Consider the following 15189-nt stretch of genomic DNA (forward strand, 5'->3'; position numbering starts at 1 on the left):
CATTCATCCATACAGGAGCTTTTCATGTCACGCACAATCAGGTTCGCCAAAGCCGGCGGCCCGGAAGTTCTCGAATTCATCGAAACAGAAATAGCGCAACCCGGTCCGGGCGAAGTTCGCATCAAAGTCAAAGCGATCGGCATCAATCGGGCGGAGGCGATGTGGCGCAGCGACCAGTACATCGAACCCGTCAAGTTTCCTGCTGGGCTCGGTTACGAAGCCGCCGGCATCGTGGATGCGGTGGGCAGCGACGTCACCGGATTCGCGCCGGGCGACGAGGTCAACGTCATACCGTCATTCTCGATGAATCAGTACGGTACCTACGGTGAAGTTGTCATCGTGCCGGAGCACGCCGTCGTCAAACATCCTGCATCGCTATCGTTTGCCGAAGCTGCGTCTGTCTGGATGATGTTCGTCACCGCTTATGGCGCGCTGATCGAAGACGCAAAAGTAACCAAGGGCGACTTCGTGATCGTGCCGGCTGCTTCCAGCAGTGTTGGACTGGCGGCAATCCAGTTGGCCAACTACGCAGGCGCGACGTCTATCGCGCTGACGCGCGGCGCGGCCAAGCGTCAGCAGCTGCTCGATGCGGGCGCCGCCCACGTCGTCGTGACCGACGAAACAGATCTGGTCGACGAAGTCATGCGAATCACCGGTGGCCAGGGTGCTCGCGTCGTGTTCGATCCGGTCGGCGGTCCGAATTTCGCCAGACTGATTTCGACGCTGTCCTTTCAGGGCATCGCGTATATCTATGGCGCGCTCAGCGAAGAAGTCACGCCGCTGCCCGTGCTGGACATGATCGCGAAGATGATCACCATCAAGGCGCACAACATCTGGTTGACGAGCGGAGACGAGACGCGCCGCAAGGCAGCCGTTGAGTATGTGCTCAAGGGATTCGAAAGCGGCGCGCTAAAGCCGGTCATCGATCGTACGTTCACGTTCGACGAGATGGTGGAGGTGCACCGCTATCTGGAAACCAACGGCCAGTTCGGCAAGATCGTCGTCACGGTGTGAACCGTGCCGCGCGCCAGATTACTCAATCGAATGCACATCGTCACATTGCTGCCGCAACGAAGGCGAATGCCGCAGCATGCCGATGCAGGCATCCGCGAGATATTCTGCATCGCGCGGCAAGACGATCGATCCCTGCTCCAGCAGCCAGTCTCGCAACACGCCGCCGATAAAAGCAGGCACCACGCCTGCTGCACGAACCGCATCCAGGTCCGGCGGCAGTTGCCCTCTCGCAATCGCATTGCGCAACGCAAGCTCGAGTTGTTCTCTGCCATTGCGGGTGGCATTGCGTTGCCGGTCGAACACAATGTCCATCTCGCGAGTGTGCTCGCACTTCGTGAGCAATACTTCGAACACGCGGCGGCTATGGGGTTCCACCGCCGTCTTGCCGAGACAGAACACCAGAAGTTGCCGGATAGTGCCGAGCGGGTCAGGCTCGCCAGGATCGACCGACGCCGCGACCATCATCTCCATCGGCAATATCACGCGGTTCGTCACGGCGACGAACAATTCGCCCTTGTTGCGAAAGTGCCCGTAAATCGCGCCGCGCGTGCATCCCGCACGTGCCGCGACGTCCTCCAGTGACGTATGCGCGACGCCACGCTCGGCGAACACACGCTCGGCTGCGTCGAGAATCTGGTTGCGCGTTTCCTGCGCCTGCTGCCGTGTCTTTCTCATCTGTCGCTGCGCCGCTGCGTGGCTCACTAAAACGCGCCCCGTGCGGGGCGCTCCGGTTCATCAGGCTGGCGTGCCCTCCCCCGCAGAACTGGTGCCGCCCGGGCCACCGCCATCAGGACCGCCGCCGCCCGGCTTACCGCCGTCGTGCGGATCGTGCCCGTCCTCGCCGTCACCATCGTGATGAGGCATCTTCTTCGATACCTCGTCGAGCTTGTCACCCAGCAGTTGCCGCACGACCACATAGAACACCGGGATCAGCAGTAGACCGAAGGCAGTCGCAAACAGCATCCCGCCGATCACCCCAGTGCCGATTTCATGCCGTGAGGACGCACCCGCACCCGAAGAAATCACGAGCGGGAACACACCAAGGATAAACGCCGCCGAGGTCATCAGAATCGGGCGCAATCTCAGCCGTGCCGCCGTCAGCACCGCATCGCGCAGTGTCATCCCCTGCTGCTGGCTCTCGACGGCGAACTCGACGATCAGGATCGCGTTTTTCGCCGCGAGACCGATCACGGTCACGAGACCGATCTTGAAGTAGATGTCGTTCGGCACGCTGAATGCAAGACAGAACACCAGCATGCCGAGCATACCGAGCGGCACGACGAGCAGCACAGCCACCGGAATCGACCAGCTTTCATAGAGCGCGGCGAGACACAGAAACACCACCACGATCGACAGCATCAGCAAGGTCGTCGCTGAGGAACCCGACAGCAATTCCTGGAATGACTGCCCGGTCCAGTCGGCCGCAAAACCCGTGGGTAATTGATGGTCGACGATGTTCTGCAGCACATCGATTGCCTGCCCGGTCGAATAACCCGGCGCGGAGTTGCCGACAATCTCGATCGCGGAGTACCCGTTATAGCGCGGTAACACCGACGGCCCGAAGGTCCATTTGGCATTCACCACGCTGGAGAGCGGCACCATGTTATACGGGCTGATCGACGTATTCGCGGGCGACGGGTTCTCGGCCATCGTGAAACCGTTCGCCGAAGTCGTGGTGGCAGACGACGACTGGCTCGCGGTCGTGCCGGTGCCGGTGCCGGTGCTGTTCGTGAACAGGCTCGGCGTGTACAGATGCTGAAACGCGCTCATGTCCATCCGGAACGGCGCGTCCGCCTGAATATAGACGCGCTTCACCCGGCCACCGTAAGTGAACTGGTTGATGTAGAACGGCGCGAGCTGCATCTCCAGCGTGTCGTACACATCGGTCAGCGAAAGGCCCATTGCCTCAGCCTGCGAACGGTCCACCGCGACGTCCAGTTGCGGTGCGCTCGGCAGTGAGTTGGGGCGAATCCCAAACAACGCCGGGCTCTTGGCTGCCGCCATCAGTAGCGTGCCCTGAGCCTGGCCGAGTTCTTCGCGCGACTGACCGGACCGTGCCTGCAGATACATGTCGATGCCGCCGAACTGACTCAGACCACGAATGGTCGGCAGATTCACCGCGAAGATCTGCGCATCGGAAATGCCATGCAGGATGCCGTTCATCTGCGGAATCAATTGCATCGCAGTGCGCGAACGTTTGTCCCAGTCCGCGAGTTTGATGAACGACATGCCGACGTTTTCGCTCGTGCCGACAAAGCTGAAACCCTCCGGCTGGAAAATGCCCACGATGTCTTTACCGACCGCACTGTTCAGCAACGTGGTCCGAACCTCGTCCATCACGTGGTTGGTTCGTTGCAGTGTCGACCCTGGCGGCAGATTGATCAGTGCGAGCACGAAGCCCTGATCTTCGTCAGGCACGAAGCTGGTCGGCAGTTTGGTATAGAGGAACCCCGTTAGCACGACGACCAGCACGAACACCACCATCCAGCGCGGCGCGTGTCCCACCGCCTTGCCCGCGTGGCCAAGATATTTTTTCGAGGTCCAGTCGAACGAGCGGTCGAACCATCGGTAAAACCAGTTCTTCTTGTTCTCGTGTTCGGGCTTCAGGATCGCCGCACACAACGAAGGCGTGAACGACATCGCGAGGAATGCGGAGAATCCCATCGACACGGCAATGGTGAGTGCGAACTGCGCGTAGATGATGCCGGTCGCGCCAGGCTGCAGCGCGGATGGAATGAACACCGCGGATAGCACCACCGTGATCGCGATAATGGCTCCCGTGATCTGACCCATCGCCTTGCGGGTCGCCGCGCGTGGCTCCAGACCCTCTTCGGTCATGATGCGTTCGACGTTCTCGATCACGACGATCGCGTCGTCGACGACGATGCCGATGGCGAGCACCATGCCGAACAGCGTCAACTGGTTGAGCGTATAGTGCAGCGCCGACAAGCCGATGAAAGTCCCCAGCAGCGCAACCGGAATCACCAGCGTCGGAATAATGGTGGCCCGCAGGTTCTGCAGGAAGATCAGCATCACGAAAAACACCAGCACGATCGCTTCGATCAGCGTGCGGATCACGTCGATGATCGAGGCTGTGATAAACGGCGTGGTGTCATAAGGCACGCTCCACGTCACGCCTTGCGGCAAGTCCCGCGCAAGTATCGCCATCTCGGCCTTGACAGCCTTCGCGACCGACAACGCGTTCGCGCCCGGCAACAGGAACACGGCCATGCCGCCAGCCGGCTTGCCGTTATAGACCGGTGCGAAGCCATACGTCTGTGAGCCGAACGAAATACGCGCCACATCGCTCAGCTTGACGGTCGTGCCATTGCTGTTCGCGAGGAGGATGATGTCCTGGAACTGTTTGAGCGACGAGAAAAGACGGTCGCCGGTCACGGTCGCCGTGAATACCTGCCCCTTGATCGCAGGGTCCGCGCCGAGCGAGCCAGCCGCGAATTGCGCATTCTGTCCACTCACGGCATTGAGCACCTGGGTGGTAGAGAGTCCGTAACTTTGCAGCTTGTCGGGGTCGAGCCAGATCCGCATCGCGTATTCCGAACCCAGCAGTGTCGTATTGCCGACCCCACTCACGCGGCCGATGTTCGGCTGGATCTGCGACGCGAGAATATCGCTCAGACGGCCTGCATCGATGGCGGGATTGGTGGATTGCAACGCGACGAACATCAGGATGTCCGGGCTCGCCTTTGCGACCACTACGCCCTGCTGCGTGACCTGCGAAGGCAGCAATGGCTCGGCCAGCGTGACCTTGTTCTGCACCTGCACCTGAGCGATGTCCGGGTTCGTGCCGGTCGCGAACGTGAGGGTGATCGTAGTCTGACCGTTCGAACTCGACGACGAACTGAAATACAGCAGATTGTCGATGCCGGTGAGTTGCTGCTCGATCACCTGGGTCACCGTCGATTCCATCGTCTGCGCACTCGCGCCCGGATAGTTCGCGGTGACGGTCACTTCCGGCGGTGCGATGTCGGGGTACGAATCGATCCCCATGCTGTGCACCGAGATGATGCCGAACAGGCAGATCAGAATCGCGATAACCCACGCGAAGACAGGACGGTTGATGAAAAAATTCGGCATGGCGGTCCCCTACTCCGCCTTGCTGGCCGGAGCCGGAGCCGCCGACGAAGCCGCTGATGCCGACGCTGGAGGAGCCGACGCCGGTGCCTCCGAGGCCGGTGCCTCCGCCGCCGCGTCCGAGGCCGCCGCGGGCGGCTGCCATGCGACGGTTTTCACTGGCGCCCCTTCCTTTGCCATCTGCACGCCCGTCACGATGATCTCGTCGCCGTTCGTCAGCCCATGCGTGACGATCCAGTTGTTGCCCTGGCTATCGTGCGTCTCGACGTCCTTACGCATGACCTTGTTGTCCGCCCCGACCACGTACACAAAGCCGCCGACCGTATCGCGCTGCAACGCCTGCTGCGGCACGAGGAACACATTGTTCTGGCGGCCGAAGTTGACCATCATCGTCACGTACATGCCGGGCAGCAGACGCCGCTGCGAGTTCACGATCAACGCGCGCATATTGATCGCGCCGGTCGCCGCATTCACAGACACGTCGGAAAAATCGAGCGTACCCGCGGTGCCGTATTCCGTATTGTTGGGCAGCCTGATGTGCACCTCGGTCAGTTTCTGCTGCTGCAGTTCGACCGAGCCGTTGCTCTGCGACTGTTGCAGGTTCGCCAGATCGGCCGAGCTGATCGTGAAGTTGACGTACATCCGGTCGATCTGCTGGACCGTGGTCAATAGCGTGCCGTTGCCGCCCGTGTCCGTGGTGCTGGTGCCGACCACCGCGCCGGCCGTTGCCTGCTGTTGCCCGGCGATACCGCTGATCGGCGAGGTCACGCGGGTGTAGTTCAGCGCAATCCGCGCGGTCTCGACAGCGGCCTGATCGGCCTTCACCTTGGCTGCGGCGCTGCGCTCAGCGGCGTCGGAGTTGTCGACGGTCTGTTGCGACACCGAACCGACCGGCAACAACTTGCGGTTGCGGGCCGCAGTGATCTTGTCGTTGATATAAGTGGCCTGATCCTGGGCTAGCAGCGCCAGGTCGTTGTCGAGTTGCGCGCGGTAAAACGCCGGGTCGATCTCGAACAGCAGTTGACCTGCGCGCACCTGAGAGCCTTCCGTGTACGTCCGTCGCAGCAGCACGCCGGACACGCGAGCGGTTACGTTGGCGCTATAGAACGCCGAAAGCCGGCCGACGAACTGGCGCTCGAGCGGCGCCGTTTGCGCCTGCACCTTGAACGTCGCGACCTGCGGCGGCGGAGGCGGCGGTGTGCTCTTCGAGCAGGCGGCGAGCACGATCAGACACAGGTACGACAGCGACGCGCGCTGAAGGCGTGACTTCATGAGAACTCCGTTCTTGCTTGAGGCCAGCGTACGCAGACGACGCGATGTGCCGGATCGTACGAAACAGTAGGCGAGTTAGTCCGCGGACGGCTGTGCGGCGGGTGGAGCGACTGCGCCCGTAGCGGGCAATGACGAAGGCATCGAAGCAGCGGATGGCGCCGATGCCACGCTCGCGTCATCGCGTTGCCATCCGCCGCCCAGATTCTTGACGAGAAGCACGTTGCTTTCAGCGAGTTGTGCCTGCGTGTCACGCAGACTTTCTTCCGCCTGGATCAACGTCAGCCGTTGCGTCAGCACGTTCTGCTCGCTGGTTGCGCCGGCATTGAATTGCGCCTGCTGGCTGGCGAACAGCCGGTTGCTGCTGTCATAGACGCTGGCGAACGCGCCTGCCTGCGCCCGCAGGTGGTTCATCGACGACAGGCTGTCTTCGACACTCTGAAACGCGGTCAGCACCGTGTTCCGGTAGTTCGCGACGTCTTCGTCGTAGGTCGCGCGCGCCCCATGTACCGCTGCCGTGCGCTCACCGCCGTCGAACAGGGTTGCTGCGAGATCGGGGCCGAGCGTCCAGAAGCGGCTCGGCAAAGTGAACAGATGCGCGAACGTGTTGTGCGCGAAACCACCTTCGGCGGAGAGCGTCAGCGTCGGAAAATACGCCGCTTCGGCGACGCCGATGCTGGCGTTGGCCGCCGCCGCCGTGCGTTCGGCGCTCACCACGTCGTAACGCCGCTCCAGCAATTGCGACGGAAGCGCGGCCGGCACGTCAGGCGAAACGAACTGATAGTTGGGATCAGGCGCGATGGAAAGCGACTCCGGCGGCGTGCCGGTCAGCACGGCGATCGCGTGCTCGTTCTGCTCGCGTGAGATTTCGGTTGTCTGCAGGTCGGCGATCACGATCTGCAGATTCTCCTGTGCGTTGAGCACGTCGTCGCCGGACGCGAAGCCTTCCTTGAATCCGGTCTGCGTCATCGCCAGAATGCGGCCGTAGAGGTCCTGCTGCTCCTTCAACATGCGTATGTTGACGTCCGCCTGGCGTAGCTGGAAATAGTCGGTCGCGACGGCCGCCGCGATCGAGATGCGCTCACCGGCAAGCTGCGCATCCGATGCCTGGGCATTGGCTTTCGCCGCCTGCAATTGACGCCGTATCTGCCCCCACAGGTCCAGTTCCCAACTGACGGCGCCACTGGCAACCACGCTGTTGCTCGGCGGGCTCGACGTGTTGGTGCCGATCCCTTCGAGTCCCGCGAGGTTGCCGCCCGAGCGTGCACCGGACAGGCCCGCCGTCACGATCGGAAACAACCCTGCCCGGTCCGACTCGACCGTGGCGAGCGCGACCCGATAGGCGGCTTCCGCCGCCACGATGGACTGGTTGGCTTGCAACGCCTGCTCGACGAGCCCGTTGAGCTTGTCGTCTCCATACATACGCCACCATGTACTGGAGATCGCCGCTTGCGGATTGGCCTGGGCGCGCTGCCAGTCCACGCCCTCCTTGAATCCTTCCGGCAACTGGACTTCCGGCTTGCGATAGTCCGGACCCACCATGCACGCGGCAAGCGACGTGGCGATAAGGATCGCCATGCCACACCGGATCACGCGCCGCGATTGAGAGCGTGTATTACCTTCGTAAGCGAGCTCCAAGGTCTGCGAAGTACTCTGCACGCAACTCCCCTGTTCACCGGAACGGTAGTACGGCTACGAGACGAAAAATACCCTGTATATTTAACTACCTTAAAAATAAATATCAATCCCGATTGTGATTACGAACAATAACTGGTCACGCATAGTCGCACGACTTTCAAAGATTGGTCAGGATCACATATTTATTTAGGGCATTACTACAACGCGCCTGCGATGATTGATTCTTTCAAATACACAGCACTTTAATGACAATTGCCTTTCACACGTGGAATACGCCGAATGGTCGCAAGATCAGCGTCGCGCTCGAAGAGATGAACTTGCCGTACACCGTCAGGACGGTCAACATCTCGAAAGGTGAACAGCACGCACCCGATTTTCTGCGTATCAGTCCGAACAACCGGATTCCGGCGATCGTCGATCCTGATGGGCCCGATGGTCAACCGATCAGCGTTTTTGAGTCCGGCGCGATCCTGCTCTATCTTGGCGAAAAAACCGGCCAGTTTCTGCCCGCGAATTTGCGCGAGCGGGTGCCGGTCATCGAATGGCTGATGTGGCAAATGGGCGGCTTTGGTCCGATGCCTGGGCAGGTGCATCACTTCCGTGCAGTCGAATCGGAGATCGACCGGCGTTATGGGCTCAAGCGTTATTCGGACGAAACCCGGCGCCTCTACGGGGTACTGGACCGGCGGCTTGCCGAGGTCGAATTTGTTGCTGGTGAGTTGTCCGTCGCGGATTTCGCGATTCTTGGCTGGGCGTGGCGGCACGAGCGTCATCAGGTCTCACTCGACGATTTCCCCAATGTCAAACGATGGTACGAGACCTTGTTCGAGCGCCCCGGCGTACAACGCGGTTTTGCTGTCAAACTGGACGATCAGTGATCGTACGCAAGAGGATGCACGCGTTACGCTATTGATCGACGATTACGCGCGCATAACATGCATAAGGCACGCATAGCGCACGCGGACGCTATAACGTAGTCGTCAATCTCAACCGTGCTGCGGTTTCGTGCTGCACGCTTCCCGCTCAAGATGATCGGTCAGATGCTTACGCGCCTGCCTGAGTATCGATGCTGAAAGACTGGAGTCAGTGACGATTCGCGCCATGGTCATGGCTCCAATCATGGTCGATAGCATCACCAACGCGTCTTTTCTGGCGGCGGTTGCCGATACGCCGTCGAGTTGGCTCGCCATTGAGTTCACCATCTTCAGAAAACCCGCAGTCGTGGCTTCGCGAACGGTGTCGCTGCTACGGGCAACTTCACTTCCCAATGCGACAAACGGGCAACCACTAGCGGCATTGTCACGATGCTCAACGCCGAGGTATTCCGTTATTGCCGCCTGGAGCCCGCGAATGCCTGGGGAAGCCGACAGCGTCCGGTCCATCGAGTCCGCCATCGACTCGATCGCCAACGCGACCGATTCCTCCACTACCTGCTCTTTCGACCCGAAGTGCTTATAAAACCCACCATGCGTTAACCCCGCGGTGGCCATGAGATCGGCCAGGCCGGTTCCGTCGATACCATTGCGACGAAATTCCGCCGATGCGGCCTCGACAATCCGCTGCCGGGTTTCAGCAGTCTCCTGCTTCGACTTTCTCATCTCTATTCACTCTCTTGCCGAATGACGGCGTGCCTGAATTTGTGTTCCCTATAGATGCTATACAAAATCTAATTTGAAAACCATTCATAAGCAGCCTGCTTCGAAATTGACCGCTGCCAGCGCGCGCGAGCAACGCGATCCCGGCCACGGTACCCGCTTTCCCACGGTTACCGTCGCGCCAGGCCTGGCACGAAGCCTGATAAACTCGGACACGGGATGCCAAGGGCCAAAGGAACAGTCAATCTGCACGACAAGTCCATCTTGACCGGTCATCCAGATGCAGGCGGAGTGACAGCGTATTCGGGGGAAAACGCTGATCCAGGCTGCACCGCACAATAGCGGATGCGGGCCGCCCCTTGATTGTCGTCGCCTCGAGATCAGGCGCGGGCGTTGGCCCGCAAAAAGGTGTTGCTCGTGCAAAGCACTCAAAAAATCTATTCGCTGCCGCGTGGCCGACTGGCTCAATGGCTCGCAGCGCCAGGGCAGGAAACACCGCACGAGATCCGCGTCGCCCTGGTCGGCACGCTGTTCGGAACACTACCCATTTTCTTCGGCGGCGTATTCAATACGATCGCAGTCGCATGGGTTCTCGCATACCGGCACCCCACCTGGCCTTTCCGTCTATGGCTCGGCGCGGAAATCGCAGTGTGCGCGGTTCGTCTATGTGTGCTTGCGATTGCCCGGCACCGGGCGGCCCAGGCCAGAACGACACCCACCGATCTCTACATCCTGCTGGCTCCGCTCTGGGGCATCACAGTCGGCTATGGCGCGTTTGTCAGTGCGGTCAGCGGCGATTGGGTTGCCGCCACGTTGTCTTTCCTGTCAGCGGCCGCGATGGTCGGCGGAATCTGTTTCCGCAACTTTGCCGCACCGCGCCTTGTTGCGGTGATGATCTTCTGCTCGCTCGGGCCGTGCTGTCTCGGCGCGTTGCTCGCTGGCGAACCGGTGCTTCTGCTCACGCTGCTGCAAATCCCGTTCTATATGTTTGCGATGAGTGTCGCCGCCCAGCGGCTAAACGGCATGCTCATTTCAACCATGAAAGCCGAACGCGAGAACAGTCACCGCGCGCGTCACGATGGGCTCACCGGCCTTCTCAACCGTGAAGGACTGTTCAAGGCGACAGGTCCGCATGACGCGCCGCCGGTGCGCGCGGGGATGACGCTCCTCTATCTCGACCTCGACGGCTTCAAGCCGGTCAACGACGCCCACGGCCACGAAGCCGGCGACATGCTGCTGATTCAGGTGGCAACACGCCTACGCGCGCTCGCAAGCCAACACGCGCTGGTCGCACGGATGGGCGGCGACGAATTCGTGATCGTCGAAAAGATCGTGGAAGGCCACGCGCCACAAGAACTGGCGGCGGCCATCGCGTGCACGATCGCACAGCCCTTCGAGCTTTCGCCGGGTCTCGTCGTGACGATCGGGGCAAGCGTCGGCATCGCGAACGTAAGCGCAGAGGACACCGATATCGATGCAGTGCTGCGCCTTGCCGACACCGCGATGTACGACGCGAAGCGCAACAAGAAAAGCGGGCAGAAGCTCGATCCGCGAACACAGAAATCCGCAAGCGTTGCCGACGATATGGATTGGTCGCCGCAAGACGCCAATTAACGTGCGCAGTGCGCCGATCGGTTTTTCCAAACACTGCACAGTCGAGCTAACAACGCCTGCGGTTAACACGCACACGTCCATTTGCTAAAGAAGCTCTTTGAGCAGCTCGCGCAGATCGATACCGTTCTTCGCCTGGGTCATCAAGTCATCGGGCATCGGTCCTTTGCGGGTGAGATCGACAAGTGCCTGATTGAGATTCACATAGGGCCGCAAAAGCCGTTCGTACGCGGCGAATGCTTGCGCCGGATCTTGCCAATGCCGAATCAGTTCGCGAACCAGTACGAAGGCGCCAACGAGCGCGAGACTCGTGCCTTGCCCTGAGAAAGGCGATGCGCAATGCGCTGCGTCACCAGCAAGGACGACACGTCCTTTCGACCACGACGGCATACGAATCTGCGCTAGCTCGTTGTAGTAAAACTGATCGGTGGTTTTCATTGCATCAATGAACTGCGCAAAGTCGCCCTTCAGGTGAGCACAATGGCTGGCAACGAGTTGCTTCTGCGCGTCCACATCGTTTCGCGACACAATGGATTCGGGTGCCGGAAAGCCAACCCCAATCCGAAGCTCACGCTTGTCGCGGCTCGGGTAAATCACATATCCGACGTTGCCTTGCCGATGCCCGAGTTGCCAATCGCCGAGTTTGATCAGATTGGGAACCGAAAAAAGAGCGAGAACCACACCCAGTGGACAAACAACCGCCGCTTCATCGTCAAAGCATTGCTTACGGAGGTTCGAGTAAATGCCGTCGGCGCCAATCAGCAGATCGAACTCGCGGATCAAGCCCGATGATGCGAACGTCACCGCCACACGGTCGCCGCGATCGTCGACTTCGCGGATGTTGTCATCGTAAATGAATTCGACGCGCTCGCTCATTGCACCCATCAGCAACTCGCAGAGATCATCGCGAAAGATCTCGATGTCGTCGTTATCGAGCCGGCCGGCGCTGTAAGTACGTTCCTCGGTGCGCTCCGTTTCGTTGCCCTCGTCGTCGAGCGTCGACATGCCCTTTAGTCGCGTGCGCAATACGCGGGCCTCGTCGAGTAGTCCCATTGCCTGCACCACGTCGAGCGCGGCACCCCGAATATCCACAGCCTGGCCGCCCCGCCGGAATTCCGGAGCACGCTCGACCAGCGCCGTTTTGAATCCCGCGCGATCCAGCCAGTAAGCCAGTGCCAGCCCGGCGACGCCTGCGCCGGAGATCAATACGTTTCGAGTCATGCGAGGGCCCCATTAGCGTTATGAGTCGGGAAGCAGAGCCACAATGAAAGCGCGGCGCTTGGCCGGCCATCAATCGAACATATTTTTTCAACGCAAACGCGCTGATTGCGTTGAAAGCCATCTTCACCGAACTTCTGCCCGGAGGATAGGGTTCTGACGCATCGGCAAATGCTCATCGCCACCGCCAGAACCGGCATGCTTTCGCCTGGGTTACGACGCCACCCTCTTCAGCGCCACCACCTCACGTCGCGGTGGCGCGCCGAACATGCGCGAGTATTCGCGGCTAAATTGCGACGCGCTTTCATACCCCACCTGAAACGCGGCCGTTTCCACATTCGTTGCATTAGCCGTCATCAAACGGCGCGCTTCTATCAGGCGAAGCTGCTTCTGGTACTGCAGCGGCGTCATCGAAGTGATCGCCTTGAATTCCCGATGGAATGCCGAAGCACTCATCTGCGCGGTGCGTGCCAGATCTTCGATACTCACCGACTCGGCAAAGCGCTCGCGTAACGAATGGATTGCGTTCATCACACGTTGCGAATGACTGCCCGCCAGCGCCAGTCGCGCGATTTCGCCGCCGCTCGGCCCGCTCAGAAGCCAATAGCTGATCTCGCGCATGAGCAGCGGATAGATCATTGGAATGGCTTGCGGCGTATCGACCAGCCGGACCATGCGCAGTGCGCAATCGGCCAGCGGCCCGTCGAAATTGGCAACGAAAACCGCTGATCGCGTGGCAACGCCCGAGTCGGGAAGCGTGTTCAGTGCCTCCACGACCTCGCGCATGATCGACAGATTCAATTCGATGACGATGCCAAGAAAAGGCTTATCCGGACTGGCCTCAATCACGCGGCCAAACGCCGGTGTCTCGATGCTGACAACGAGAGCCTGGCCGGCCTTGTAATCGAAGCGCCGATTGCCGAACGTCGTCGCCTTTGCCCCCTGAACGACGATACAAAGTGCCGGCTCGTGGATCAGGTGATTGGGCCGCGTCTCGTGACTCGAACGAAGAATCGTCAGACCTTCGACCGCCGTGACATACGGGTTGTCGCCGCGCTGCGCGTTCGTATAGCGGGTCACAGCGTCGATTAGCGGGTCGAGCATAGTGGGTCTCATCGGTTGGATCGCGTGGATGTTATAGGCGACCGGGCAGGATTAGGCAAGAAACGAGTGAGTTTCGGCATTCACTCGCGACGAGTCAAAGGCTATCTTTTCTCCACGCCAAACTAACTCATGGAGCGCGCGCGATGCCTACTACTATTACCTCAACGTCGAACCCGCGGATTGCAATCGTCACTGGCGGGAGCCGTGGACTTGGCCGCAATACCGTATTGAATCTCGCCAGGCGAGGCGTCGACAGCATCTTTACCTATCATTCGAATCGCGCAGAAGCCGAACACGTCGTGACCGCCGTCGAAGCGATGGGCCGCCGGGCCGTGGCACTCACCCTCGACACCGGCGACATCGCTTCGTTCGATCAGTTCGTGCAAGATGTTCAGCGTGCACTGGGCGGCCTCGGCGCCGCGCATTTCGACTACCTCGTCAACAATGCGGGAACCTCGCTGCATAACGCGTTCGACAAGACAACCGAAGACGAACTGGACACCGTCTACCGCGTCCATTTCAAAGGCGTGTTCTTCCTCACGCAAAAGCTTCTGCCGTTTATCAGCGACGGCGGCCGGATCGTCAATATTTCGTCCGGCCTGGCCCGTGTCACGCTTCCTGGATCATCCGCTTATGCGTCAATGAAAGGCGCCGTCGAAGTGCTGACGCGATACATGGCGAAGGAACTGGGCGCGCGAGGAATCGCGGTCAACACCGTCGCGCCGGGTGCCATCGCCACCGACTTCAGCGGCGGCATGGTGCGCGATAACCCAGAAATCAACCGACGCGTGGCGGAAATGACAGCACTCGGCCGGGTCGGCGAGCCTGACGATATCGGCCCGATGATCGCCGCGCTGTTGGCGGATGACAATCGGTGGATCAATGGGCAACGCATTGAAGTGTCGGGTGGGATGGTTCTCTAGCCAGACGCGCTTCAACAAAGCGATCACATCGCTCAAAGATCGAACGTCCCGCGATAATGCTCATCCGCATCCGCTCGCGTATTGATTTCGACTAGCACACCGCCCGGTACTTCACAGAAGAACCGGGAACCGCGTTCATGTTTGAAGACGTCGGTTTTCATTGCGACGCCAGCGGCGGACATCTTTCCGTAAAGCGCGCAAACCTCATCGAGCGAAGGCAGTTCGAAACCTATGTGGAAGTTATGCGGCCACTTGACTGGATGCGCCGCAGCGTCATCGATCACGATGTCGAATCCGGGGCGTTTCAGAAACCAGCTTGTGCCGCGGCCGGCGACAGTGCAGCCTAGGTGTTCCTCGAAGAATGTAGCGGTGGCGCTTACGTCAGACGAGGGGAAACTCAAGTGGTTGAGCTTCATGGTGGTGGTGATATCGTTCATGTCGATCTCCGTGATGCGGATCGCTTCTCGCGTTCCGTACGGAGAATGTTACGAGCAAACGCTCATATTCAATACTCGCATCGCGACGCCCATGCTGGATTGGCGCTAACGCCCGCGACACGGGCGTTGCGACGAAGCCGAAGGATTTTCCCTGGGTGGCTGACTCGCGTTTGAAGGGTCATCCGTTTCACCCGTTCATCGTCAGCATCACAACCTTCGTGCGGATCTCCTGAGTCACCGCTCCGATAGCCTCACCCCCCGGCTATAGCATCAAACCCGCTCCGCCTC

The 15189-nt window shown here is 60.2% G+C and carries 12 protein-coding genes; 4 read left to right on the forward strand and 8 right to left on the reverse strand.

The annotated features are described in order from the left end of the window. Positions 1 to 24 precede the first annotated feature (24 nt). On the forward strand, positions 25 to 1014 hold the full coding sequence (locus tag LMG28727_RS10935; RefSeq protein WP_201642313.1) for a zinc-dependent alcohol dehydrogenase family protein: 990 nt from the start codon (positions 25 to 27) through the stop codon (positions 1012 to 1014). Positions 1015 to 1032: 18 nt separating this feature from the next. Here LMG28727_RS10935 and LMG28727_RS10940 read toward each other — a convergent pair whose 3' ends face one another. From LMG28727_RS10940 to LMG28727_RS10955, 4 genes are all read right to left on the reverse strand, one after another. Further along, positions 1033 to 1689 carry a TetR family transcriptional regulator gene (locus LMG28727_RS10940; protein ID WP_201642314.1) on the reverse strand — a complete coding sequence of 219 codons (657 nt, stop codon included), beginning with the start codon at positions 1687 to 1689 and terminating at the stop codon, positions 1033 to 1035. A 60-nt stretch (positions 1690 to 1749) separates the two neighbouring features. Further along, a complete protein-coding gene (locus LMG28727_RS10945) occupies positions 1750 to 5109 on the reverse strand; it encodes an efflux RND transporter permease subunit (RefSeq protein ID WP_201642315.1) in 3360 nt (1119 codons plus the stop codon). 9 nt (positions 5110 to 5118) lie between these two features. After that, positions 5119 to 6378: an efflux RND transporter periplasmic adaptor subunit gene (locus LMG28727_RS10950; RefSeq protein ID WP_201642316.1), complete on the reverse strand. Its 1260-nt coding sequence runs from the start codon at positions 6376 to 6378 to the stop codon at positions 5119 to 5121. Positions 6379 to 6453: 75 nt separating this feature from the next. Beyond that, the gene (locus LMG28727_RS10955; protein ID WP_201642317.1) at positions 6454 to 7953 is read right to left on the reverse strand and encodes an efflux transporter outer membrane subunit; all 1500 of its coding nucleotides are present in this window, start codon (positions 7951 to 7953) and stop codon (positions 6454 to 6456) included. Between the two features lie 305 nt (positions 7954 to 8258). Here LMG28727_RS10955 and LMG28727_RS10960 point away from each other — a divergent pair, with 305 nt between their 5' ends. Continuing rightward, positions 8259 to 8891: a glutathione S-transferase family protein gene (locus tag LMG28727_RS10960; protein ID WP_201642318.1), complete on the forward strand. Its 633-nt coding sequence runs from the start codon at positions 8259 to 8261 to the stop codon at positions 8889 to 8891. Between the two features lie 108 nt (positions 8892 to 8999). Here the strand turns inward: LMG28727_RS10960 and LMG28727_RS10965 are convergent, their stop codons facing one another. Further along, the gene (locus LMG28727_RS10965; protein WP_201642319.1) at positions 9000 to 9611 is read right to left on the reverse strand and encodes a TetR/AcrR family transcriptional regulator; all 612 of its coding nucleotides are present in this window, start codon (positions 9609 to 9611) and stop codon (positions 9000 to 9002) included. A gap of 414 nt (positions 9612 to 10025) precedes the next feature. On the opposite strand from LMG28727_RS10965, the gene LMG28727_RS10970 reads away from it, so the two are divergent. Further along, entirely contained in the window at positions 10026 to 11222 is a 1197-nt protein-coding gene (locus tag LMG28727_RS10970) for a GGDEF domain-containing protein (protein WP_201642320.1), read from the forward strand. 84 nt (positions 11223 to 11306) lie between these two features. On the opposite strand, the gene LMG28727_RS10975 is transcribed toward LMG28727_RS10970, so the two are convergent. Next, entirely contained in the window at positions 11307 to 12440 is a 1134-nt protein-coding gene (locus LMG28727_RS10975; protein ID WP_201642321.1) for an FAD-dependent monooxygenase, read from the reverse strand. 210 nt (positions 12441 to 12650) lie between these two features. Further along, the gene (locus LMG28727_RS10980; RefSeq protein WP_236591703.1) at positions 12651 to 13553 is read right to left on the reverse strand and encodes an AraC family transcriptional regulator; all 903 of its coding nucleotides are present in this window, start codon (positions 13551 to 13553) and stop codon (positions 12651 to 12653) included. A gap of 131 nt (positions 13554 to 13684) precedes the next feature. Between LMG28727_RS10980 and LMG28727_RS10985 the strand changes: the two genes are divergently transcribed. After that, positions 13685 to 14464: an SDR family NAD(P)-dependent oxidoreductase gene (locus LMG28727_RS10985; protein WP_201642322.1), complete on the forward strand. Its 780-nt coding sequence runs from the start codon at positions 13685 to 13687 to the stop codon at positions 14462 to 14464. 32 nt (positions 14465 to 14496) lie between these two features. Here the strand turns inward: LMG28727_RS10985 and LMG28727_RS10990 are convergent, their stop codons facing one another. Continuing rightward, a complete protein-coding gene (locus tag LMG28727_RS10990) occupies positions 14497 to 14901 on the reverse strand; it encodes a VOC family protein (protein WP_201642323.1) in 405 nt (134 codons plus the stop codon). Positions 14902 to 15189: the final 288 nt, after the last annotated feature.

The sequence above is a fragment of the Paraburkholderia metrosideri genome, assembly GCF_904848625.1.
In the GTDB taxonomy this organism is placed as follows: domain Bacteria; phylum Pseudomonadota; class Gammaproteobacteria; order Burkholderiales; family Burkholderiaceae; genus Paraburkholderia; species Paraburkholderia metrosideri.

Coding starts and splice junctions, on each gene's coding strand:
- LMG28727_RS10935 (WP_201642313.1), top strand. CDS start 25: ATGTCACGCACAATCAGGTTCGCCAAAGCCGGCGGCCCGGAAGTTCTC.
- LMG28727_RS10940 (WP_201642314.1), bottom strand. CDS start 1,689: ATGAGAAAGACACGGCAGCAGGCGCAGGAAACGCGCAACCAGATTCTC.
- LMG28727_RS10945 (WP_201642315.1), bottom strand. CDS start 5,109: ATGCCGAATTTTTTCATCAACCGTCCTGTCTTCGCGTGGGTTATCGCG.
- LMG28727_RS10950 (WP_201642316.1), bottom strand. CDS start 6,378: ATGAAGTCACGCCTTCAGCGCGCGTCGCTGTCGTACCTGTGTCTGATC.
- LMG28727_RS10955 (WP_201642317.1), bottom strand. CDS start 7,953: ATGGCGATCCTTATCGCCACGTCGCTTGCCGCGTGCATGGTGGGTCCG.
- LMG28727_RS10960 (WP_201642318.1), top strand. CDS start 8,259: ATGACAATTGCCTTTCACACGTGGAATACGCCGAATGGTCGCAAGATC.
- LMG28727_RS10965 (WP_201642319.1), bottom strand. CDS start 9,611: ATGAGAAAGTCGAAGCAGGAGACTGCTGAAACCCGGCAGCGGATTGTC.
- LMG28727_RS10975 (WP_201642321.1), bottom strand. CDS start 12,440: ATGACTCGAAACGTATTGATCTCCGGCGCAGGCGTCGCCGGGCTGGCA.
- LMG28727_RS10980 (WP_236591703.1), bottom strand. CDS start 13,553: ATGAGACCCACTATGCTCGACCCGCTAATCGACGCTGTGACCCGCTAT.
- LMG28727_RS10985 (WP_201642322.1), top strand. CDS start 13,685: ATGCCTACTACTATTACCTCAACGTCGAACCCGCGGATTGCAATCGTC.
- LMG28727_RS10990 (WP_201642323.1), bottom strand. CDS start 14,901: ATGAACGATATCACCACCACCATGAAGCTCAACCACTTGAGTTTCCCC.